The following is a 21,600-nucleotide window of genomic DNA, read 5'->3' as shown; positions in this document are numbered from 1 at the left end:
GAGTTTTTTCCTACGCTATAGAGCGTGTCCGAAACGAGTTCTTCTGCTACCCCGCTATCCGCACGTGACGCTATTGCACAGCACGTCAACAACACGACCGTAGTCTCCGAGGCCCTTGAAAGCGCCCGAGAGAGCGCTAGCGAATACGGAGTTGCCGTCCCCGATACGATGACCGGCGCCGCTTTGACCTCGCTCATGGCCCTGACCAGTGCCCGCCGCGACGGCCACCCCGCCGCTGTCATCGCATCGCCTGCAGCAGGCGTAGTCGGTTTGCACCTGGCCGCCGGTCTCGGCGATGACGGCGTTCTCACCTGCATCGACCCTGAGCTCGAGCACCAGTCTCTGGCAAAGTCCGCTTTCCGAGCCGCAGGCATCCGCCCCAACCGACAGCGCTTCCTGCCCTCGCAGCCACTGGAGGTCATGGATCGCCTGGCAGCCGACTCCTACGACTTGGTCTACTTGGACGTCGCCCCGGCAATCCTCCGCGCCGCCCAGGAAAAGGCCTGGCCGCTGCTTCGCTCCGGTGGCGCGCTCGTCCTGACCGGCGCGCTCCTCGACGGCACTGTTGCTGACTCGTCACGCACTGACCGTGACACCGTCGCTGCCCGCGAAGCCGACGAATACATGCTCCAGCTTGACGACGCTTACGTGATGCGGCTCCCCTTAGCAGCCGGAACCACTGTGCTGGTGAAGAAGTAGTTTTCTACTGTTGGCCGGCTGGCTGGCGGCCTCCCGCCAATGCGAGTTACTGACTGCGTTTATGGCTGGCGGCCTCGGGCCAATGCGAGTTACTGGCCGCGTTTATGTCAGAAATGAACCAAAAAAGTGGCCTGAAAGTGTCATAAACTCGCACAGTTTCACTTTTGCAGCCCGTAGCCCCACGTGCAGCCCACATTTTTGGGATTGCCAGTTTTGGGGCTAGGTAGCAACTAAGCAGCAAAAAGCTTAAAAGAAAAAGGCACGTACCCCACGGTACGTGCCTTCTTGCAGCCTGAGCCGGCTTTGACAGGCTAGATAACCTTGCCCTTACCGACGGCCACAACGCCACCAGCGCTGACCTTGAAGCGCTCTGCGTCCTTCTCCGGATCGACACCAATGATGGCGCCGTCGGAGACAACAACGTTCTTATCCAAGATCGCGTGACGAACCACTGCTCCGCGGCCGACGCGCACACCTGGGAAGAGAACCGAGCCCTCCACCGTCGCGCCATCCTCGACCACGACGTTGGTGCTAATCACCGAGTTGCGAACTGTGCCACCAGAGACAATCGAACCGGCACCCACCATGGAAGCCTGAGCAATACCACCCTGGACAAACTTCGCCGGAGGCAGGTTCTCCTCCGAGAAGGTGTGGATTGGCCACTTCTTGTTGTAGAGGTTAAACACCGGGTGGACGGAAATCAGGTCCATATTGGCCTCGTAGAAGGCATCGATGGTACCGACGTCACGCCAGTAGCCCTTATCACGTTCGGTCTCACCCGGAACGTAGCTGTCCTTGAAGTCCCAGACGAAGGCCTCGCCCTCCTCTACCAACATCGGAATGATGTCTCCGCCCATGTCATGGTCGGAGTTTTCATCTTCCGAGTCACGCTTAATTGCGTCGATAAGCGCGGAGGTAGTGAAGATGTAGTTACCCATCGACGCGAACGTCGAGTCCGGGTCATCCGGGGTGCCAGGCGGATCAGCCGGCTTCTCCAGGAACTCGGTGATTCGGTTGTTGTCATCCGCATCGATGACACCGAATGCGCTGGCCTCGGAGCGTGGGACACGGATACCAGCAACGGTAACGCCAGCGCCAGACTCGATGTGGGCCTCCAGCATCTGCTGCGGGTCCATACGGTAGACGTGGTCGGCACCGAAGACGATGACGTACTCCGGATCCTCGTCATAAACCAAATTCAGCGACTGCAGAATCGCGTCAGCCGAACCAGTGAACCAGCGCTTACCCAGACGCTGCTGAGCCGGCACCGGAGTGACGTACTGGCCGGTGATGCCGGACAGCTGCCACGCCTGCGAAATGTGACGGTCGAGCGAGTGGGACTTGTACTGGGTCAGCACACAGATCTTCAGGAAACCTGCGTTAACCAAGTTCGACAGCACGAAGTCGATAAGCCGATAGCTGCCGCCGAAAGGCACGGCGGGCTTAGCGCGGTCTTCCGTCAGCGGGAAGAGACGCTTGCCTTCGCCACCGGCAAGGACAATGGACAAAACATGTGGTTGACTCCTCACACCAACCAACCTATATGCGATTTACGTTCCTCGCTGCCAGTCTCCCCTCCTCACTACCCACACCCAGACATATCAAGCGACGGAAATTGTCAAATCTGGCTACGCTGGAACTATGCGTGTTGCCATGATGACCAAGGAATACCCTCCGGAGATTTACGGCGGAGCAGGTGTTCACGTAACTGAACTGACTCGTTTCATGCGCGGCCTCGACGGCGTTGACGTCGATGTGCACTGCATGGGTGCTCCTCGCGATGAGGCGGATGTATATGTCCACGGCGTTGACCCGGAGCTGAAGGATGCCAACGCCTCGATTAAAACGCTGTCCACGGGTTTGCGCATGGCTGATGCCGCTGCGGCAACCGACATTGATGTCGTCCACTCTCACACCTGGTACTCAGGCCTGGGTGGCCATCTCACCGGTCTGCTCAAGGGCATTCCACACGTGGCTACCGCGCACTCGTTGGAGCCGCACCGCCCGTGGAAGCGCGAGCAGCTCGGTGGCGGTTACGACGTTTCCAGCTGGTCCGAGCGCAATGCTATGGAGTACGCAGACGCTGTCATTGCTGTCTCTGCGCGCATGAAGGACGCCATCTTGGACGCCTACCCGCGTATCTCCCCCGACAAGGTCCACGTCGTTCTGAACGGCATCGACACTGAGCTGTGGCACCCGCGTCCGACGTGGGAAGAGTCCAAGGAGCAGAACGGCTGGTCCGTCCTGGAAGAGCTCGGCGTTGACCCGTCTCGTCCGATGGTTGCGTTCGTCGGCCGCATCACCCGTCAGAAGGGTGTCGCTCACCTGGTCAAGGCCGCATCGCTTTTCGACGACGGTGTGCAACTTGTACTGTGCGCCGGCGCGCCGGACACCCCGGAAATCGCTAAGGAGACCGAGCAGCTCGTTCACGACCTGCAGGAAAAGCGCGACGGCATTTTCTGGGTGAAGGACATGCTACCGAAGGAAAAGATTCAGGAAATCCTGACGGCCGCGGATTCCTTCGTCTGCCCGTCCATCTACGAGCCGCTGGGCATCGTCAACCTCGAGGCTATGGCCTGTGGCACCGCCGTTGTCGCCTCTGATGTCGGCGGTATTCCGGAGGTTGTCGTCGACGGTGAAACCGGCACTCTGGTTCACTACGACGAGTCCGATCCGGAGGGCTTCGAACGCGACATTGCTGCCGCTGTCAACAACATGGTCGCCGACCGTGACCACGCTGCCAAGGTTGGCCAGGCGGGTAAGAAGCGCGCTGAGGATGTGTTTAGCTGGGAGAACATCGCCGAGCAGACCGTCGAAGTCTATAAGTCTTTGATGTAACAGGCTGTCTGCGAGACGCTACGGCTGTGCAGTGGACGGTGTGTCCTCATAAGGCCCATCGCTTCCAAAGAGGAAGCGGTGGGCCTTTTAGCCTTTTTGCTAACCCCATTCAGGACGTTTATTTATGCGTTTGCCCACTTTTCTGAACCTAATTTGAGTTTTGGATGAATTTATCATTACTGGTCAATAGCATATTGAGTATGAGATTCACTAAGAAGGTGGCAGCAGTTGGTGCCGCCATTGCCATAGCGCTAGCGGGGGCAGTACCGCATCAGGCGCTCGCGACAGAAGTAGCACCATCCCCTAGTACCGCTACCATCACCGAGCGTGGTCCCCTGGGACAGTCCGGTCGCTGGTTTACCGACGGTGATGGCCGAGCTTTCCTCACTCAGGGGTCGAACATCGTCTACAAGCACGATCCCTACACCCCCGAGGCCGGAGGCTTTAACGAGGACGACGCTGACTGGCTCGTGCAGCAGGGCTTCGACTCCATGCGAGTCGGCATTATCTGGAAAGCAGTAGAGCCAGAGCCCGGCGTCTACAACGACGAATACCTGGATTCCATTGCCCGCACCATCTCTATGCTCACTGAGCGTGGAATCGCGGTCTTGGTCGATGCCCACCAGGACATGTACAACGAAAAGTTCGAGGGCGAATTTGCCCCGGATTGGGCTGTCATTGACGACGGCGTTCCCAGCCTTCTGAAGGTTGGCTTCCCAACTAACCAGGCCCTCAATATCGGTCTCATTAGGGCATACGACAACTTCCTAAATAACCGCGAAGGACCGGGTGGCGTTGGGCTGCAGGAGCGTTACGCTGCCATGTGGGGTCATGTCGCAGAACGTCTCGGTGACATGCCGGGCCTGATGGGCTACGACATCATAAATGAACCGTGGCCAGGTTCTGCGTACCCACTGTGCTACCTGGCTCAGGGCGACTGCGGTCCAGCTAAGGCAAAGCTCGATGAACTGCACCAGAAGGCTGCCGATCAGATTGTCGCCAAGGACCAGGACGCTATTGTCCACTACGAGCCCTACTCCATGTGGAACACCGGATTGAATACCGATCCGGCCGCCCCGCAGGTTCCTGATACCGCTGGCACGGCCCTCAGCTGGCATGTCTACTGCACCACGAACGCCCTGTTCAACACCTACACGGGCTGCGACTTCTTCGATGGTCGTGTCTTCGACAATGCGGAAATCGTCTCATCCGGTAACGGCTCGGCCACACTGCTTTCCGAGTTCGGCGCCACCGACGATGCCGATACCCTCAATGGCGTAATTTCGCTTGCCCGCCGCCACATGGTCGGCTGGCAGTACTGGTCCTACTGCGGATGCAACGACCCGACGACGCAGAACCAGAAGGAACAGGGCATGGTCTTCGACCCGACTGTTCCAGGACCTGTAGGTGCCGATGCCTTCAACCGCGACAAGATGACCATCCTCGCTGCTCCACACCTGCGGGCAGTCGCGGGCACCCCGCAGGCTACTGACTGGAACGCAGACACCCGGGTCTACGAGGCCAGCTGGAACAATAGTCGCGTCGATGGCACCGGAGTTTTCGCACCTGGTTCCACCAGCGAGCTCGTTGTGCCCTCGATCAACTTCCCGAATGGGTTCACAGTGAATGTCGAAGGCGGCCACGCCACTGTCGCTGCCGATGGCCAGACCGTTCATATCGTCTCCACTGCTGACCAAGTGACAGTCACCATCCAGCCGAAGTAGAACCAACCGCTCGATTCACCAAATCGCGCCCTGTGGATTTTTCCGCAGGGCGTTTTTCTTGCCACGATTTCCTTACCCACAAGCCGATCGGACATCTAACAGACGACCCGCCCCAGCTTGGGCTACAAATATCGCGAATATAATGGCTTCCATGACCACTCACGAGAATTTTCCAACGGTCCGACACACAATTTTCCAAAACTCACTGATGTCCGCACTGCTCGATGGCATCTACGACGGCGAGATGACCATTGGCGAAATCCTTGGTCATGGAAACTTCGGCATCGGTACCTTCGACGGCCTCGATGGCGAAATGGTAATCCTCGACGGGGTCTGCTGGCAGGTGCGTCACGACGGCTCCGCAACCCGGGCCACCATGGATCAGCGCAGCCCCTACACGGTGGTGACCAACTTCGTCCCGCACACGGTGATGGATGCGCCGGAAAACCTGACTCGCAAGGAAATTAGCCCCATCATCGATTCCCTGGTGCCGAGCCAAAACTTTATGTACGCACTGCGGATTACCGGCGAATTTGAGTGGGTGAAGACTCGAACCGTCGTAAAGCAGGAAAAGCCGTACCAGAAGATGGTTGATGCGACGGAAGAAGACGCCTCGGTTGATTTTGAGAACTTACGGGGCACGATTGCGGGCTTCCGCACGCCGGTCTATGAGAAGGGAATTTCGGTGCCCGGCTGTCACGTGCACTTCCTCGCGGAAGGCGGCACCGGCGGCGGGCATGTGCTGGACTTTAAGCTGCGCTCGGGCACTATCGAGTTGTGCCCGGGCACCGACCTGCAACTTCGCCTTCCGCTAACGGCGGAATTCTCGGATGCTGATCTGGATCCGGATGACCTGGATGAGCAGATTCACAAAACCGAGGTCAAGGAGTAGGCGCTAGTCTCCCGGGCGCCCCAGACGGGTGACATAGGCACGGGCGGTGACGTGCATTTCTGCAGGTAGCGCTGCAATACGTTCCTGCAGCACCTCTGGGTGGATATGGCGTGCCGACGGGCTCATCCCGATCTGAGCGGCAATTGCACTCTGGTTGAGGTTCATACCGAACTCCACCAACTCCGGGTCACCAACAGGCACGAGGTGCCCCTCCGCCTGGGAAATCATGCGCTCGACCTTGCCGCGCTCGACATCGATGATGCCCAGCGGCTCACGAAGCTCGCCCAGGTGACCAGTAGTGGCAGTCAGAACCACGACCTGGCCGCCCGGCTTGAGCACGCGAGCGAACTCCTCCGCGTTGCGAGGTGCGAAGACAACCGTAAGCGCATCGATGGAGCCATCACGCAGCGGCAACCGTGCCCACGCATCGGCCACGACCGCACCGAGCCGCGGGTGACTCTTGGCCAGATGCTTGGCGGCCGGCACAGACACATCAATGCCTACGCCACGAGAATTGGGAATGCTGTCCAGCGTGTGTGCGAGGTAGTAACCAGTGCCCGCACCGACTTCGCAGATGACTGGGCTGGCGGCCTCGGACACATTGGCGTCGTCAAGCACGTCCTGGACGTTACCTGTAACTGCCTCAACGAATGGAGCATAGTGGCCACCAGAGAGGAACTCCTCTCGAGCGGTAATCATCTTGGCGTCATCGCCGGTGTAGCGCAGACCAGCCCCACCGGCGAGCGTAACGTAACCCTGGCGGGCGACATCATAGCTATGTCCGGATTCGGACTTCAGAGTCATTCGTTCGGCATCACCAAACTTCAAATCAGTGCCATCGATGGGGTCAGCAAGCACATCAATGATGTCAGCTAGCACGTCGGTCACTCCTCAAACTGAGCTAGAAAAATAATTTTCACTATCTTAGCCCGTGTCGAGCTCAGCCAAGTAACTCCAATGCGAGTTACTGACTGCGTTTATGACAAAAATGGTCCGAAAGACGGCTTCAAAGTGTCATAAACTCGCACAGTTTCACATGTGCAGCCCGTACTTTTTGTTTATAAACCCGCATTCGAGCCGTTATCACCTGAAAAAAGAAAAGGCGACCTACACCACTTGTGTAGGTCGCCCCTGGGGCAAAACCGGACAAGCCCGGCCGCTACCCCGCTACCCGGGTATCCACTACTCCACTACTGCTACGAGCTCTGCGCCGAGCTCCTTGGCCTCCTCTGGGGAGAGTTCCACCACCAGGCGCCCACCACCATCTGCGGGGACGCGCATCACAATCTTCTTGCCCTCTTTAACTGCCTCCAGCGGACCATCACCGGTACGCGGCTTCATTGCTGCCATGTGAACTCCTTCGTTCTAAGACAATGTCGATGCAGGAGACGACCAGCTACCCCAGCTCAGCTGTGGTAGCCGGGAGATTGACAATCCGGTTCAAGACCTCGGTCTAAGACCCCGGTTCAAGATTCCGGTTTAGAATCCCTGTCGGCATTTTCGACTACTTCTCTTCATCATAATCCTTTATTTCACGCAGCGGCATGGGTGAAGCGCCTCAAACTACGCCCCTTACACCAGCCCACGCACCGGATGCAGTGGTGCAAAATCACCGAAAATAGCCAGAGTCATGCGACAGACATCAAGGGTTTCGGACACCTGATGCGAACGGAACACCGCAACGCCGGCAGCTGCCGCATGGGCAGTCGCGGCCAAGGTGCCGGGCACACGTTGCTCGACCGGGCGGTCCAGAGTCTCACCGACGAAGTCCTTATTCGACAGCGCCATAAGCACCGGCCAGCCTGTATCCACGAGCTCATTGCAGCGCCGCAGAAGTTCGAGGCCGTGGTAGGTGTTCTTGCCAAAGTCGTGGGTGGGATCGATGAGGATGCGGTCCTCCGGCACGCCAGCGTCCACTGCCCTCTGGGCGAGTTTGCCGGTTTCTGAGATGACATCGTCCACGATGTCGTCGTAACGCACGCGAATCGGATTGGTGCGTGGCAGAGCCCCACCGGTGTGCGAGCAGACGTAACCCATCCCGTGGGAACCCGCGACTTCCAGCAGCTCCGGGTCATGGCCCGCCCAAGTGTCGTTAATGAGGTTGGCGCCAGCGTTGATGGCGGCCTCTCCGACTTCTGCGCGCCAGGTGTCGACGCTGATGTGCAGGTCAGGATAGCGCTCGCGAACCTTCGCGATGGTCGGCACCACGCGCTCGATTTCCTCGGCAACAGTTACTTCTGCACCGATACCGGCCTTGACGCCGCCGATGTCGACAATGCCCGCGCCTGCCGCAACAACTTCGTCGACGCGAGCAAGCGCAGCCTCCTCCGCAGCCGTCTCGCCACGGTCATAGAAGGAATCCGGGGTGCGATTGACGATGGCCATCACCGTCGGCACCGCGGAGTCCTGATAAAAGCTCCGCACAGCGTCCTACCTTTCGCTGAAACGACGGACTCGGCGGAGCTTTTCGCGAACGTCAGAGGTCTGCTTACAGTCTTCCATCAGCTTTTCGTGCGCGGCCTCGATGTACTCGACAGCTTCTTCAATGGAGTCGGTGACCAGGAAAAGGTCCATATCAGTCGGAGAAATTAGCTCCATGGCCACTAGTTTCTCACGCATCCAATCAACCAGCCCCGACCAGAACTCAGTGCCGAGCAGCACGATTGGGTGATTTTCCACCTTCTCGGTCTGCACCATCACCAGTGACTCAAAAAGTTCATCGAGCGTGCCGAAACCACCCGGCAGGCAAATAAACGCCTGCGAGTACTTCAGGAACATGGTCTTACGCACGAAGAAGTAGCGGAAGTTCATGCCCAGGTCGACCCAGTCGTTCAAGTGCTGCTCGTGCGGCAGCTCAATGCCCAACCCAATGGACAGGCCGTCGGCGTCGTAGCAGCCGCGGTTGGCGGCTTCCATGATGCCCGGGCCGCCACCAGTGATGGTCGCGTAACCCGCCTCCGCCAGCGCCTTGCCCAGGTCGAAGCCCCACTGGTAGTAAGGGCTGTCCTCTGGCAGACGTGCCGAACCATATACCGTCACCGCCGGCGGGATTTCCGCCAACGCACCAAAGCCGTCAACGAACTCCGACTGAATGCGCAGCACACGCCAGGTATCGTTGTGCAGCCAATCCGTGTTCGGATTGTGTGACAACAGCCTGCGGTCGGTCGTAGACGCCTGCGGTTCGCCTGCCTGTCGGATCGCGATTGGGCCGCGGAGTGCACGGCGCTTAGCTGGGGACGGAGTACGTACAGGTTTCATAACCTCACAATGTATGCCAGCAATGACATACGCGCACCCGCTCGGCGAGGGCGGGGTGTGATTCTAGGCTCACTCAGCCACCGGCGCGGTGGTCAAATACCGCCGCAAATCCTCCCACAGTGCCGCTATGCACTCGACCGGAATCTGCTCATCCTTCTTGTGGCAGTACGCCGGGTCACCCGGGCCAAAGTTCACCGCAGGAATGCCGAGCGCCGAAAAACGCGCCACATCGGTCCACCCAAACTTGGGCTTTACGACGTCGCCTGCGACCGCAACCAACTCCTTCGCAGCAGCCGCATGCAGTCCAGGCAGCGCCCCAGGGCTCACATCCTCGACATCGACAGTGAGGTCCTCGGCCGCGAACTCGTCGAGCCCCAGCACCTCGCGGAAGTGTGCCATAGCCTCATCGGCGCTGCGGTTGGGCGCGAATCGGAAGTTGACTCGCAGCACCGCCTCGTCGGGAAGCGTATTGGTAGCAACCCCGGCTTCCAGCCAGACGACGTTGAGCCCTTCGCGGTAGGCCAAGCCATCGATGTCCACAGTCTGCGGTTCATAGGCGGCAATGCGTGACAGCACCGGCGCTAACTTGTGCACGGCATTGTCGCCGAGCCACGCCCGAGCCGAGTGCGCACGTGTGCCGTGAGCGGTCAAACGCAGGCGAATAGAGCCCTGACAACCGGCTTCGATGACATTGCCGCTGGGCTCGCCCAGCAGAGCGACATCGCCAGTCAGAAGCTCCGGATGCGACTCACTCAAGTGCCGCAACCCGTTGAACTCCGCGGCGATTTCTTCGCATTCGTACATGATGAGCGTCAGGTCGCGCTGCAGCTCCTGGTTTGCCGCTAGCGTCGCAAAAGCATGCAGATAGACCGCGTCCCCGCTTTTCATATCCACAGTTCCGCAGCCAAAGAGCGTGTCTCTCCCCTGCGCGTCTACCCCACGCGTCGAAGGCACATTGCCCGCAGTCGGCACCGTATCCAGGTGCCCTGCCAAAATCACGCGCTGCGGCAACCCGCGATGAGTCCGCGCAATCACGTTGTTATCGATGCGCAGGACCTCAATCGACTTATCTGCCTGCGCTACCTCACGCAATGCCACCTCGACGGCATCCGCAATCGCGGTCTCATTGTGGGACACCGATTCGATGTCAACCAGTGCCGCCGTGAGGTCGACAGGATCTTGGAGCAGATTTAACTTCGATTTCACATCAATTAAGCGTACAAACCATTGTGCGCCAGCGAAACTAGAATTTTGTGATGAATATGCGCCGCACGACCATTGATCGCATCCCCATTGGCAGGCGCGCCACCGCCGAGGAACAGCGCCAGCTCATGCGGTTCGGCGGAGGTCACACCAACTCTCCCCTCCGCCGGACGCTTAAGCCCATCAGCCACCTCAAAGACCAGGGTTTTCGCTCCTTCCGGGAGAGTTTGGGCAATGATTTCCTCCGGAGTTTCGCTTGCCGACGACCCCAGCGCCCGCTCCTCCCCCGCAGAATCGGTCACCTCTCCGTTGCCGCTTTCTTCCTCGACAACGCCCGCGCCGGGTCCATAGACCACAGCCACACGGGAGCCATAGACCGCAATCACCGGACGAAGCTCATTCGTGCTGACAATCACCGTAGAACCGGCCAACGGCTTGCAGACGGCCGCGACAATCTTGGCCGTTGCATGTGGCAGCTGCACTGGAGTGGGATCGATGTCTCGTCGATAAGCAGGACGAAGCGTTTCGGCGACATCGCCCAGCTCATCGCGCTCCCACATTGGCAGAGCGTCGATGCGTGCCTGCTGATCGCGGTTCTTGCGCTCCAGCAGAAGACGGGCGATCATGCCACCACCGAGCCCCACTGCGATGGCAACTGCGATAACCAGCACAAGACGGTTCGGCGCGATGAGCGCAACCACTGCGGCAATCACCACGCCGACTGCCCCAATTGGCATTGCTCGCGGTGGCAAAACGAAACCAAAGAAGCTGGCTACGGCAAGAATCCAAGCACTCAGCAGTGCGAATCCGACATAGAAGACCACCGGCAGGGCCAGGACGAAGCCGAGTCCGAGCACACTGACAGCAATGATGAGGCTAACTAAGAACCACTGCTTCATTTTCTGTGTGCTTTCAAGGCCAGCTAGGGGCATAGTTCATCCTTCCGCGAAGATTCCTCTAAGGGATACTAATATTAAGAATCATGATTACATCTGGTGCTGTCGCTACGGGAATCGCCAACATCGCAATGGACGGTACAGTTCTCGATACTTGGTTTCCCGCACCTCAGTTAAGCGATGAGGTCGTAGAGTCGAGCACTCACCGGCTCGGCGCCGCTGATTTGACCCCACAGCTGCTTCGTCAGGTGATTTTGGACGAGGATCGCCGCGTGGAGCAGGTGGCAGTGCGCACGTCCATTGAGGATTTGTCCAAGCCGGCTGTCGACCCGCACGATGCCTACCTGCGCCTGCATTTGCTCTCCCACCGCCTGGTCAAGCCGCACCAGCTAAACACCAAGGGGCTCTACGAGCTGCTCCACGTCGTGGCGTGGACCAACAAGGGGCCATGCCTGCCGGACAACTTCGAGCAACTGCGTACCCACTTGCGCGTCCGCGGCCTGATTCACGTCTACGCCATCGACCGTATGCCGCGCATGGTCGACTATGTGCTGCCCGCAGGTGTCCGCATTGCAGAGGCCGAGCGCGTGCGGTTGGGCGCTTATCTGGCACCGGGTACGTCAGTACTGCGCGAGGGATTTGTCTCGCTGAACTCGGGCACTCTGGGCCCATGCAAGATTGAGGGACGTCTATCCTCCGGTGTTGTCATTGGCGCGCACACGAAGGTGGGGCTGTCGGCCTCCATCATTGCCGCTCACGACGATTCCGGTCAGCGTAAGCCGCTCACGGTTGGCGAGCGCTGCCACATCGATATCGCGGCCGGCACCGTCGGCGTCAGCCTCGGTAATGACTGCATTATTGACCGAAGCATCCTCATTGCCCCCGATACGCCCATCGATGTCCCCGCAGAGAACCGCCGTATTCAGGCATGGGAAATCTCCGGCCGCAACAATATGCACTTCTACCATCACCCGGACCACTCGGCGGTGTGCGTCCGCCGCACGGAACGCCCGGGCAATGACGAAGGTGCCGCTACTTTCACTCAGCTTGCCGACGTGCCGGATGAGCTGGCCGGATAACCTACTTTAGGTGTCTTGAAGGCACATTAATGGACCCCGAAACGGTGAATGGGGGTAAACCCGTAATACGGTTATTGCCCCTGTTATCAGCGAGGTAATGTTTGCGACATGACCGAATCGCAAATTACCTCCACCTCCGGCGAGACAACTCAGCTGGGCAAGGGGCTGCAGGTTCGACACCTGACCATGATGGGTCTTGGCTCCGCAATCGGTGCCGGTCTTTTCCTTGGTACGGGCGTCGGCATTAAGGCAGCTGGCCCGGGTGTTCTCATTTCCTACGTCATCGCTGGCTTCATTGTCGTCCTCGTCATGCAGATGCTCGGCGAGATGGCCGCTGCCCGCCCGACACCGGGTAGCTTCTCCACCTATGCTGAGATGGCCTTTGGTTCTTCGGCTGGCTTTGTCCTCGGTTGGCTCTACTGGTTCATGCTCATCATGGTGCTCGGTGCTGAAATCACCGGCGCCGGTGCCATCATGGGTGCGTGGTTCGGTATTCCGGGCTGGATTCCAGGCCTGATTTGTGTTGTCTTCTTCGCTGTAGTGAATTTGGCGAATGTGCGCGGTTTCGGCGAGTTTGAGTTCTGGTTCGCGTTCATCAAGGTCGCGGTGATTATCGCGTTCTTGGTTATTGGCGTCCTTCTTTTCTTCGGTCTGCTGCCAGGTACCAGCTTCGTCGGTACGACGCATATTGCCGAATCCGGATTCCTCCCGAATGGCGTTTCCGGCATTGCCGCTGGTCTGTTGGCTGTGGCCTTCGCCTTCGGCGGTATCGAGATTGTCACGATTGCCGCTGCTGAGGCCGAGGATCCGCAGCGCTCCATCGCTGCTGCTGTCCGCTCGGTAATCTTCCGCATCTCTGTGTTCTACCTGGGCTGCGTGACCGTCATCATCCTGCTGTTGCCGTACTCCCAGATCGACGGCGCTGACTCCGCAGCTGAGTCGCCGTTCACCCAGGTTCTAAAGCAGGCGAACATTCCAGGTGCGGTTGGCTTCATGGAGGCCATTATCGTTCTGGCGCTGCTGTCCGCATTCAACGCTCAGATTTACGCCACCTCTCGCCTGGTCTACTCGATGTCCACCCGCGGTGAGGCACCGCGCTTCTTCGCCCACACCAATGAGCACGCAGTTCCGAACCGTGCGGTCATCATGTCGATGGTCTTCGCCTTCGTCTCTGTTGGCCTGCAGGTTGTCTTCGACGGCTCGAGTGTCCTGGTCTTCCTGCTGAACGCTGTCGGCGGCTGCTTGCTGGTGATCTGGCTGGTCATTGCCCTGTCCGAGATTAAGCTGCGCCCGCAGATGGAGGCCAACAACGAGCTTTCCGTTCGCATGTGGGCCTACCCGGCACTGTCCTGGGTAGCGGTCATCCTGATCCTGGGCCTCGCTGTTGGCATGCTCACCGATTCTGGTGCTCGCCAGCAGGTTATCGCCGTAGTGTGTGTTACTGCGTTCCTTGCGGTGCTCGCTGCACTGACTAAGAAGAGCCGCACCGCGGCTCGCGAGGCCTTCGAGCCCAGCGATAGCAACTAGCCCATGACAACTAATCGCAGGGCCTAACCGCCCTGCTACCCCTATCCGAACACTTCCTTACTACACATTTGCGGAACACTTTTCATAGATAGGGATATGCCGGTAGCCTGTTTTCCATGAAATTTGGAGCACAAGCTACCGGCATTGCCACTTTTAACAACGATACTGTTCTCGACGTCTGGTTCCCCGCCCCCAAGCTCATCGAAGAGGGCACGGCAACCTCCACCACGACCGGAACCATTGACACCGACGCGCTCCCCGAAGATTTCACCTACCTCGCAGACCTGGCCGTAGCCGATGCGGACCGCGGTACCACACGCCGTCTGGTCACAGCTACCATCGCTTCACTCGATGACGCACCAGTCGACACCATCGATGCCTACCTGCGCCTCCATCTGCTCTCCCACCGCCTGGTTGTGCCCAACAGCATCAACCTGGACGGTATCTTCGGCAAGCTCAACAATGTGGCGTGGACCAATTTTGGCCCCTGTGCTGTCGAAGGCTTCGAGGTAACCCGAGCCAAGCTGTCACGCCGCGGGCCTGTCACCGTCTACTCCATCGATAAATTCCCCCGCATGGTCGACTACGTCACTCCCACCGGAGTCCGCATCGGTGACGCTGACCGCGTGCGCCTTGGAGCCCACCTCGCTGAGGGCACCACAGTTATGCACGAGGGCTTCGTCAACTTCAACGCAGGCACGCTTGGACACTCCATGGTGGAAGGCCGTATCTCCCAGGGCGTCATCGTCGACGACGGCTCCGATATCGGCGGTGGAGCGTCCATCATGGGCACACTATCCGGCGGAGGTAAGGAAGTTGTGTCCGTCGGCAAGCGATGCCTACTCGGTGCGAACGCTGGACTCGGCATCTCGCTCGGCGATGACTGCGTACTGGAAGCCGGGCTCTACATCACCGCCGGCACCAAGTGTCACGTTGCCCTGGACGGCGTGAAGAAGACGCTCAAGGCCCGCGAGCTTTCGGGCGGATCGAATATGCTCTTCCGCCGCAATTCACTCTCTGGTGCAGTCGAGGTTGTGCCGTGGGCTGCCGAAAAGGTGAAGCTCAGCGCCGAGCTGCACGCTAACTAACGGTGGTCGGCACGTCTGCCGGGGCCGAAATATTCCGCGCGCTCCGGTAGGCACATCGCTCACCAGTGACGGGGTCGATGAACGCCAATGCGGTCGCCGTCAGGCGCAACTGCGGCGTGTACCTTGGCGCGCTGCCCGCGCTTGCCGACGGCTCCTGCGTCCTAACCTCTCGGCCATACGTGTCCTCACCGAGAATGGGATAGCCTAGCCAGTCCATCGTCGCCCGCAGCTGATGTGTGCGGCCCGTATGGGGCTGTAGCCGCCAGTGCCCTACCTGCATGCGGCTGCCGCAATGCCCGCAACCACAGCCGACTGCATGCAGCGGAATGCTGGCGCTGGTCGCACCACCGCCACGGCTGCTCGCCAGCACATCGCCGATATCCGCCGCTACCGGACCTAGGAAGGTCACTGTTGTGTGTGCGAGCTTGAGCTTGGGATTCTTCGCAGCGGCGCGTGCGGGATCATTGGTCTCCACAACTTTTACTCCGTGCTCTGCCGGGTTGGGGTCGAGCAGGAGTGTGACTTCCCTGCTTTCTCCCGCATGCCAATCATCGGGCATCACGGTGAGGCATTCGTATTCTTTGGTGATTTCCTGGTTTTGGAAAAGCTGCTGGTAGCGCGCACGGGTAGCCGGATTCCGAGAGAGCAACAGGAGCCCGCTGGTCAGCAGGTCCAGGCGGTGAACGGCCACAATCTCCGATTCCCCGAGACTACGTCGCAGGCGCTCCTGCACGGTATTGGCCACGATGCGGCCATTGGGGGTCGCTGGCAGAAAAGGTGGCTTGTCTACGACCAAAAACTCATCAGTGTCGGCCACAATTGCCGGCTCAAAGGGGATGTACTCCTCGCGCTCGTGAGCGGCGGCATCGACTTGCGCTGCCTGACGGTTCTTCTCAAGTCCCCACCAGGCATCGCGATTGCCTGCGGCACGTCCCACGGCACACTCCCCTTTTTATGATTTGGTCTATGCCGATGTCGGCACCGTTTGCAGCATTCGGCCTACTCGGGCCAGCACATCTGGCCGAGCTAGCCGCGAATGCGCGCCGCGGCCACTTCGATATCGTCGAGCGTCGCTGTGAGCCCCACCCGCACGTGCTGTGCACCCTTGGGGCCGTAGAAGCTACCCGGCGCGACCAGGATGCCGCGTTCGGCCAGCCAATCAACCGTCTGCCAGCAGTCTTCCCCGCGAGTAACCCACAGATAGAGCCCGCCCTCGGAGTCATCGACACGAAAACCTGCGGCTACCAGTGCATCCCGCAGAATCTCACGGCGGTCACTGTAACGCTGCTTTTGTTCGGCCTCGTGGGAGTCGTCGTTAAGCGCGGCGATCGTGGCGTGCTGGATGGGTCCCGGCATCATCAGTCCCATGTGACGGCGCACGGAAACCAGCTCGGCAATAAGGTCCGCATCGCCGGCGAACCAGCCGGTGCGGTACGACGCCATGTTCGACGTCTTGGACAGTGAGTGGATAGCCAGCAGGTTGGTGAAATCACCGTCGCACACTCGCGGGTCGAGAATACTGACTGGCTGTTCAGTCCAACCGAGCCCCAGATAGCACTCGTCAGAGGCGACGATGACGTCCCGAGCACGAGCCCACTCAACCACCTTGCGCAGGTGTTCAACACCGAGGACCTTGCCGTTGGGGTTGCCCGGGGAATTGATGAACATCAGTGTCGGCGAGGCGGGGCCGATTTGCGTCAGCGAGTCCGCACGCAGCAGCTCAGCGCCTGCGATGCGAACGCCAACCTCGTAGGTGGGATATGCCAGCTCGGGGATGACGACGGTATGCCCCACGCCCACACCGAGGAGGAAAGGAAGCCAGCCAATCGCTTCCTTGGTACCGATGACCGGAAGCACATTGCCGCCGTTGACCGCTGACTCCAGTCCCGTCACGCCGTAACGCCGCGCCATCGCTGCAACAATCGCCGCGCGTAACTCAGGCGTGCCGACGGTCTGAGGATAACCCGGTGCGGCAGCGCCTTCGGAAAGGCCCTGCCGGATTATCGACGCGACTTCATCGACCGGTGTGCCGACCGAGAGATTCACCATGCCCTCTTCATGCGCAGCCACAGTGGCTTTCGCCCGCGTGAGAGAATCCCACGGAAACTGAGGCAAAAGAGAACCGGGAGTTACGCGCTTGCGGGCAGCTGACATGGGCGGTGATGAAATCCTTCCCGGGAAAGAAATAGGTTTAGTCCTCTGTGGCTTTAGTCTTCTGCCTGTGGCGGCAGAGCTGCCACGAATGGCACATCGAAGTCCTGGGGGCCGAGCTTGGCGGCACCGCCTGGGGAACCCAGCTCATCGAACCAGTCGACATTGGCATCGATGAATTCAACCCACTCATCCGGAACATCGTCCTCATAGAAGATGGCCTCGACTGGGCAGACCGGTTCACAAGCGCCACAGTCCACGCACTCATCAGGATGAATGTAGAGCATGCGCTTGCCCTCGTAAATGCAGTCAACCGGGCACTCCTCGACACAGGCACGGTCGAGGACGTCAACACATGGCTGGGCAATGATGTAAGTCATGGTTTTAGGTTTAAGAACCTTTCTCACAAGATATGGGATGAGGCTTTCGCTATCTGTCGATTATGCCGTTCCAACGAGAAACAGAGCAAAATAGACAGAGCGGTATATTCAGATTGGAGTCTACACCCAACGTGGGTGTTGTTATCAACTAGCTCCAGAAAGATGCGCATTCATGCAGGCCTGCCCTGCATCAGTTCCCCACCGTCTCCTGCAGCATCGACTGCAGGTTCCGCTGCATTTTCCGTTAGAGTGCCCGCAGATGGCGCAGTGGCCAGGCACCGCCCAGCACACCGCAAACAAGCAGCAGAACTGTTCGCAACCACTGCCCTATTGCCAAATCACCACCGAAGGGCAGCACTGCCCACAGCAAAATGCCTGCAAAGCCCAGCACCCAGATGACAGTCGGAATCGCAGCTTTAGAACGATCACGAGTCCACAGCAACGCTGTATTGGTGATAACCAGATTGGCAATATAGGCCAACGGAATAATCCACGGCAACGGAATAGCAACCGAGCCGATGGTAATCCACGCTCCGAGGAAAACTACCTCAATCACCAGCGTTGCCAGCGCAGCCAGCGACAGCCAGACCAGCGCTACCGTGGCTTCCCCCTGATGGAAGTTCTCGCGTGGCTGCGAACGTTCCGGATCGCCCCAATAGCGCTCATCTCCAAACGTGCGCTTTTCAATACTCAAGCGCTCGTTTTTCAACTTTCCGCCAGCAGCGTTAATCAAGTCTTCGCTTTCGTGAGGTTGAAAGTCACTCATCGTCCGCACTCCCCTCCGCCGCCAGATCCACGCCCGGTACCGACTCGACGCTCGCTACCGGCTCCGACAGTAATCGGATATTCACCAGCTCCCCTAGCGCTTCCATGGACGCAGCGGTCGCCGTACCAAAACGGTATGCCTCAGTCGGCGTCACCGGTTGACACAGCAAATTGGAAAACGCCCAGACGGCTCGCGCACGACCAGAGCCATCGGTCTGCCCATAGACAGCATCCGGATTGACCTCGCTGACGGAACCATCGGCGAACCACACCTGCGTCGCATGCGCGCGCATGGCCTCAACCTTGGCAGCCACAGCGGCGTCATCCAGCTGAACCTCGAAATGGCCAGTCACGGTGGCGAAGTCGTCGATATCGCACGACTGCCAGCTCTCCGGTACCACGGTAATGGCATCCAGCCCCGCCGCCATTGCCTCACGATCGGTGACCGCCCACAGCGTCGGAAAGCGATTTCCGCACGCCGCGACAGTGATATCGTGCGCACGAATGTGGTCCGGATGCCCATAGCCACCATCAGCATCGTAGGTAATGACCAGGTCTGGCTGCAGCTCATCGAGGATGGTGCGAAGCTGGGCGACCGCCTCATCACCTGAGTTCACGAACGCACGGGGATGCTCATTGCCCTTGTCACCGGCCATACCGGAGTCACGCCAACGCCCGGCACCACCGAGGAACCGCGGCGCATTTTCTGGAGCATTGGCCCCAAGCGCACGCAGCGCCGAGCGCAACTCGGCGACGCGGAAACCGCCCAACTGGTCGGCTTCATCAGCAACTAGCCCCTGGTACGGCGCGCCGATGACCTCTCCCAGCTCGCCCATCGTGCAGGTCACTACGCTTACCGACGCTCCGGACCGCGCGGCAGCCGCAATCAAACCACCTGTCCAAATGGACTCGTCATCTGGATGTGCGTGAACAAAAAGTAACTTCACGGACTTTCTTACTTCCCCTTGTTCTCCTGGTCGACGTTATCGCGGCCATCTTGGTTCTGCCCCGAACCGTCCTGCTCTGTATCTTCGCGCGGATCATCTCCCGGCTGAGAATTCTCAGACGATTCTCGAGCCCCACTCTGTGTCGAGACACGGCGAACCTCGCCCAGAACACCGAGGCGGCCCAACACTGGGTCATCGGTCCACTGCGAAGAGTCCCTCCTCCCGGTAATTGTAATTTCCGGGCTGACCACCGTCAGCAAGCCGTCTTTCACCAAGGTCAGCTCGATACTGTGGCCAGCAATGATATCGGCGAGTTCAGCGGGCAACGCAGAACTGTCGGGAGCGAGCAGTTCATCAATCTGTGGGTCACAAAGACCGGAGAGATTCTCGCTCCGAGCAGCCGATTTCGGAGCAACTGGTACTCCATTTAGGTCAGCCGGCTCCGCTGAGGTAGAAGATTTGGACTGCTCAGATGGTGTTGTCCCGTCCGACGAGCCCTGCTCTTCAGCACTCTTTTCCCGATCTCTACTTGGCGCAGGCTTTGTCGAACTGTCGACACGCTCAGAATCAGACTCGGACTCAGACTCAGCAGCCGACTCTGCGCCCGCTTCGTCCAGGTCCTTCGGCGGCAGCGAGCTGACCGAGCCTTCCGTACACGTATAGCGTTCCCGGGCCGCCTGGACAGAATTGGGCTGCTCTGCCCATGCCACCACGGCATCGACAGTTCCGTAGGGCAACGAAGACCGCAGCATGTCCGCTGGAGAATACGAAACAACGGTGGCGGGGATACCAGCTGCAGTCAACTGGTCAGCGACCGCAAAAGCCGCAGCGCGTGCCGCTATACCGTCGCTAATGATGCCAATTCGTAGCGGATTGTCCTCAGTAAAACCAGCCTGTGGTGTCTCGGATCGCTCCTGGTCACCACCGTCACCAGAACCACCCGCAATTCGGCGGCCGGTGGCCACCTCTGAGACCTCTGCAACGTTGATGCTGCTCAGAATGGCCCGGCGGACGGACTCGTCGGCAAGCCTGTTCGACGCGAGATTGGTACTGAAAACCAGTTCCCGGTTTGGCTCATGGAAAAACTCAGCAACACCGGGGACCAGACCATACGTCAGCTCAGATGTCTCCGTAGGACGGACCTGCACAGCCTGGATCTGCTTCGAACGCAGTTGCTCCGCACCATCGATGGCACTACGCATGGCACGCAGCGTAATAATCTCCGAGGCCGCTGGCTGCTCACCCCAGTATCGGTCATTTCGAACCAGCCGAATAATGTTGCGGCCGACATCCATCGACTCGACGGTGTACTGCCCACCGGAAGCCGGGAAACGACTGGCCAGCCCTTCGGAAAAACCATCAGTGTTCGACCGCATCAGATGCGCTGGCAAGAGATGCGCAAACAGGCGCTGCCAATGCGTAATCGGCTGAGTGAACGTCACGTCAATCTGATGGCCCCCGTCAGAGACATCAATGGATTTAATCAGCTCATAGGTCGCTGTATCCAACGATCCTGGAGTGGACGTGACTTGGGTATGCAGATAGCGGAAGTCCTCGCCGCTAATCGGCGTGCCATCGCTCCACTGCGCCCCCTTTCGAATGCGGTAGCGGACATGCTCTGCCGCTACCGTCGGATCCGTGATGTCAACATCGGCTGCTTTCCAGCCTCCAGCTCCATTACTGGTGTCGCCGTCTTTGCTGTCATCGTTCCTGATGACCTGCACGGAATCCAATAAATCGGAGTTGAGCAGCCACTGGGGAGCACCTGCCAAACGGGCATTGGCAGCGTTATCCACCACTCCGGGAGCTTGCGCGGAGGCAGTAGCGTCACCAGCCTCGCCCTCAACTGGCGCGGGGGTGAAAACACTGGGCAGTGTCAGTCGCGCTACCAGGCTGGTCACTGGGGAGACGTCGGCAAGCAAATGCGGATTGAAGCCTTCGACAAACTCGTCGACACCGACCGTGACTTCACGCATCTTTTTAGCCTGGTCAGCGGTGTCTTCCTGCTGTACCGGCACTTCCTGCTGCCCGGGCACAGTCGGAGCGTCGGACGGGCGAGCCATGCACGAGGACGCCAAAGCCGCCGTCACGCAGAGTGTCGATGCTACGAAAAATCGACGAGAAGCTGCGTGACGACGGCTGCGAATAAACAT

20 protein-coding genes are annotated in these 21,600 nt (G+C 59.3%); 7 read left to right on the top strand and 13 right to left on the bottom strand.

Annotated elements, in window-relative coordinates:
• Positions 1-24 precede the first annotated feature (24 nt).
• Complete coding sequence (locus HMPREF2614_RS07585; protein WP_038628360.1) at positions 25-699, top strand: O-methyltransferase; 675 nt, start codon at positions 25-27, stop codon at positions 697-699.
• A gap of 311 nt (positions 700-1,010) precedes the next feature.
• Here the strand turns inward: HMPREF2614_RS07585 and glgC are convergent, their stop codons facing one another.
• The gene (gene glgC / locus HMPREF2614_RS07580; protein ID WP_038628357.1) at positions 1,011-2,228 is read right to left on the bottom strand and encodes a glucose-1-phosphate adenylyltransferase; all 1,218 of its coding nucleotides are present in this window, start codon (positions 2,226-2,228) and stop codon (positions 1,011-1,013) included.
• Positions 2,229-2,340: 112 nt separating this feature from the next.
• Between glgC and glgA the strand changes: the two genes are divergently transcribed.
• The 3 genes from glgA to budA all read left to right on the top strand — a co-directional run bounded on the left by glgA (position 2,341) and on the right by budA (position 6,153).
• Complete coding sequence (glgA, locus tag HMPREF2614_RS07575; RefSeq protein ID WP_038628355.1) at positions 2,341-3,537, top strand: glycogen synthase; 1,197 nt, start codon at positions 2,341-2,343, stop codon at positions 3,535-3,537.
• Between the two features lie 200 nt (positions 3,538-3,737).
• Positions 3,738-5,261, top strand: a complete 1,524-nt coding sequence (locus HMPREF2614_RS07570; protein WP_038628352.1) for a glycoside hydrolase family 5 protein — start codon at positions 3,738-3,740, stop codon at positions 5,259-5,261.
• Positions 5,262-5,403: 142 nt separating this feature from the next.
• A complete protein-coding gene (gene budA / locus HMPREF2614_RS07565) occupies positions 5,404-6,153 on the top strand; it encodes an acetolactate decarboxylase (RefSeq protein WP_038628349.1) in 750 nt (249 codons plus the stop codon).
• A 3-nt stretch (positions 6,154-6,156) separates the two neighbouring features.
• On the opposite strand, the gene HMPREF2614_RS07560 is transcribed toward budA, so the two are convergent.
• From HMPREF2614_RS07560 to HMPREF2614_RS07535, 6 genes are all read right to left on the bottom strand, one after another.
• Positions 6,157-7,032, bottom strand: a complete 876-nt coding sequence (locus tag HMPREF2614_RS07560) for a methyltransferase domain-containing protein (RefSeq protein ID WP_038629489.1) — start codon at positions 7,030-7,032, stop codon at positions 6,157-6,159.
• A gap of 303 nt (positions 7,033-7,335) precedes the next feature.
• Positions 7,336-7,503 (bottom strand): DUF3117 domain-containing protein, encoded by a 168-nt coding sequence (locus HMPREF2614_RS07555; protein WP_005509573.1) that lies wholly within the window; start codon positions 7,501-7,503, stop codon positions 7,336-7,338.
• A 222-nt stretch (positions 7,504-7,725) separates the two neighbouring features.
• Positions 7,726-8,538 carry a dihydropteroate synthase gene (gene folP / locus HMPREF2614_RS07550; protein ID WP_038629488.1) on the bottom strand — a complete coding sequence of 271 codons (813 nt, stop codon included), beginning with the start codon at positions 8,536-8,538 and terminating at the stop codon, positions 7,726-7,728.
• 45 nt (positions 8,539-8,583) lie between these two features.
• Positions 8,584-9,411 (bottom strand): LOG family protein, encoded by an 828-nt coding sequence (locus tag HMPREF2614_RS07545; protein ID WP_038628347.1) that lies wholly within the window; start codon positions 9,409-9,411, stop codon positions 8,584-8,586.
• Positions 9,412-9,480: 69 nt separating this feature from the next.
• A complete protein-coding gene (dapE, locus tag HMPREF2614_RS07540; RefSeq protein WP_038628344.1) occupies positions 9,481-10,617 on the bottom strand; it encodes a succinyl-diaminopimelate desuccinylase in 1,137 nt (378 codons plus the stop codon).
• A gap of 5 nt (positions 10,618-10,622) precedes the next feature.
• On the bottom strand, positions 10,623-11,513 hold the full coding sequence (locus HMPREF2614_RS07535) for a hypothetical protein (RefSeq protein ID WP_235191241.1): 891 nt from the start codon (positions 11,511-11,513) through the stop codon (positions 10,623-10,625).
• Between the two features lie 83 nt (positions 11,514-11,596).
• Here HMPREF2614_RS07535 and HMPREF2614_RS07530 point away from each other — a divergent pair, with 83 nt between their 5' ends.
• The 3 genes from HMPREF2614_RS07530 (at position 11,597) to dapD (ending at position 15,204) form a co-directional block, all read left to right on the top strand.
• Positions 11,597-12,589 (top strand): 2,3,4,5-tetrahydropyridine-2,6-dicarboxylate N-succinyltransferase, encoded by a 993-nt coding sequence (locus tag HMPREF2614_RS07530; RefSeq protein ID WP_038628339.1) that lies wholly within the window; start codon positions 11,597-11,599, stop codon positions 12,587-12,589.
• A gap of 108 nt (positions 12,590-12,697) precedes the next feature.
• Positions 12,698-14,116, top strand: a complete 1,419-nt coding sequence (locus HMPREF2614_RS07525) for an amino acid permease (RefSeq protein ID WP_038628336.1) — start codon at positions 12,698-12,700, stop codon at positions 14,114-14,116.
• A 116-nt stretch (positions 14,117-14,232) separates the two neighbouring features.
• On the top strand, positions 14,233-15,204 hold the full coding sequence (dapD, locus tag HMPREF2614_RS07520) for a 2,3,4,5-tetrahydropyridine-2,6-dicarboxylate N-succinyltransferase (RefSeq protein WP_038628333.1): 972 nt from the start codon (positions 14,233-14,235) through the stop codon (positions 15,202-15,204).
• Here dapD and HMPREF2614_RS07515 read toward each other — a convergent pair.
• The 6 genes from HMPREF2614_RS07515 to HMPREF2614_RS07490 all read right to left on the bottom strand — a co-directional run bounded on the left by HMPREF2614_RS07515 (position 15,197) and on the right by HMPREF2614_RS07490 (position 21,600).
• Positions 15,197-16,141 (bottom strand): pseudouridine synthase, encoded by a 945-nt coding sequence (locus tag HMPREF2614_RS07515; protein ID WP_038628331.1) that lies wholly within the window; start codon positions 16,139-16,141, stop codon positions 15,197-15,199. The genes dapD and HMPREF2614_RS07515 overlap by 8 nt on opposite strands.
• An 89-nt stretch (positions 16,142-16,230) precedes the next feature.
• Entirely contained in the window at positions 16,231-17,358 is a 1,128-nt protein-coding gene (gene dapC / locus HMPREF2614_RS07510; RefSeq protein ID WP_038628328.1) for a succinyldiaminopimelate transaminase, read from the bottom strand.
• A 53-nt stretch (positions 17,359-17,411) separates the two neighbouring features.
• Complete coding sequence (gene fdxA, locus HMPREF2614_RS07505) at positions 17,412-17,735, bottom strand: ferredoxin (RefSeq protein ID WP_005509435.1); 324 nt, start codon at positions 17,733-17,735, stop codon at positions 17,412-17,414.
• A 244-nt stretch (positions 17,736-17,979) separates the two neighbouring features.
• On the bottom strand, positions 17,980-18,501 hold the full coding sequence (locus tag HMPREF2614_RS07500) for a hypothetical protein (RefSeq protein WP_070560624.1): 522 nt from the start codon (positions 18,499-18,501) through the stop codon (positions 17,980-17,982).
• Complete coding sequence (gene mshB / locus HMPREF2614_RS07495) at positions 18,494-19,447, bottom strand: N-acetyl-1-D-myo-inositol-2-amino-2-deoxy-alpha-D-glucopyranoside deacetylase (protein WP_038628321.1); 954 nt, start codon at positions 19,445-19,447, stop codon at positions 18,494-18,496. The genes HMPREF2614_RS07500 and mshB overlap by 8 nt, the downstream gene beginning before the upstream one ends.
• Before the next feature lie 8 nt (positions 19,448-19,455).
• The gene (locus HMPREF2614_RS07490) at positions 19,456-21,600 is read right to left on the bottom strand and encodes an ABC transporter family substrate-binding protein (protein ID WP_038628319.1); all 2,145 of its coding nucleotides are present in this window, start codon (positions 21,598-21,600) and stop codon (positions 19,456-19,458) included.

This window comes from Corynebacterium sp. HMSC074C11 (assembly GCF_001809455.1).
Classification (GTDB): Bacteria; Actinomycetota; Actinomycetes; order Mycobacteriales; family Mycobacteriaceae; genus Corynebacterium; species Corynebacterium amycolatum.
The sequence above is the reverse complement of the archived record's forward strand: the minus strand, read 5'-3'. Positions and strand labels throughout refer to the sequence as shown.

Bases quoted from the DNA above. Each gene is read 5' to 3' on its own strand.
- HMPREF2614_RS07570 (WP_038628352.1), top strand. From the start codon at position 3,738: ATGAGATTCACTAAGAAGGTGGCAGCAGTTGGTGCCGCCATTGCCATA.
- folP (WP_038629488.1), bottom strand. From the start codon at position 8,538: ATGGCCATCGTCAATCGCACCCCGGATTCCTTCTATGACCGTGGCGAG.
- budA (WP_038628349.1), top strand. From the start codon at position 5,404: ATGGCTTCCATGACCACTCACGAGAATTTTCCAACGGTCCGACACACA.
- HMPREF2614_RS07525 (WP_038628336.1), top strand. From the start codon at position 12,698: ATGACCGAATCGCAAATTACCTCCACCTCCGGCGAGACAACTCAGCTG.
- HMPREF2614_RS07535 (WP_235191241.1), bottom strand. From the start codon at position 11,513: ATGAAGCAGTGGTTCTTAGTTAGCCTCATCATTGCTGTCAGTGTGCTC.
- glgA (WP_038628355.1), top strand. From the start codon at position 2,341: ATGCGTGTTGCCATGATGACCAAGGAATACCCTCCGGAGATTTACGGC.
- dapC (WP_038628328.1), bottom strand. From the start codon at position 17,358: ATGTCAGCTGCCCGCAAGCGCGTAACTCCCGGTTCTCTTTTGCCTCAG.
- HMPREF2614_RS07490 (WP_038628319.1), bottom strand. From the start codon at position 21,600: ATGTTTATTCGCAGCCGTCGTCACGCAGCTTCTCGTCGATTTTTCGTA.
- HMPREF2614_RS07555 (WP_005509573.1), bottom strand. From the start codon at position 7,503: ATGGCAGCAATGAAGCCGCGTACCGGTGATGGTCCGCTGGAGGCAGTT.
- fdxA (WP_005509435.1), bottom strand. From the start codon at position 17,735: ATGACTTACATCATTGCCCAGCCATGTGTTGACGTCCTCGACCGTGCC.
- HMPREF2614_RS07530 (WP_038628339.1), top strand. From the start codon at position 11,597: ATGATTACATCTGGTGCTGTCGCTACGGGAATCGCCAACATCGCAATG.
- HMPREF2614_RS07545 (WP_038628347.1), bottom strand. From the start codon at position 9,411: ATGAAACCTGTACGTACTCCGTCCCCAGCTAAGCGCCGTGCACTCCGC.
- dapD (WP_038628333.1), top strand. From the start codon at position 14,233: ATGAAATTTGGAGCACAAGCTACCGGCATTGCCACTTTTAACAACGAT.
- HMPREF2614_RS07500 (WP_070560624.1), bottom strand. From the start codon at position 18,501: ATGAGTGACTTTCAACCTCACGAAAGCGAAGACTTGATTAACGCTGCT.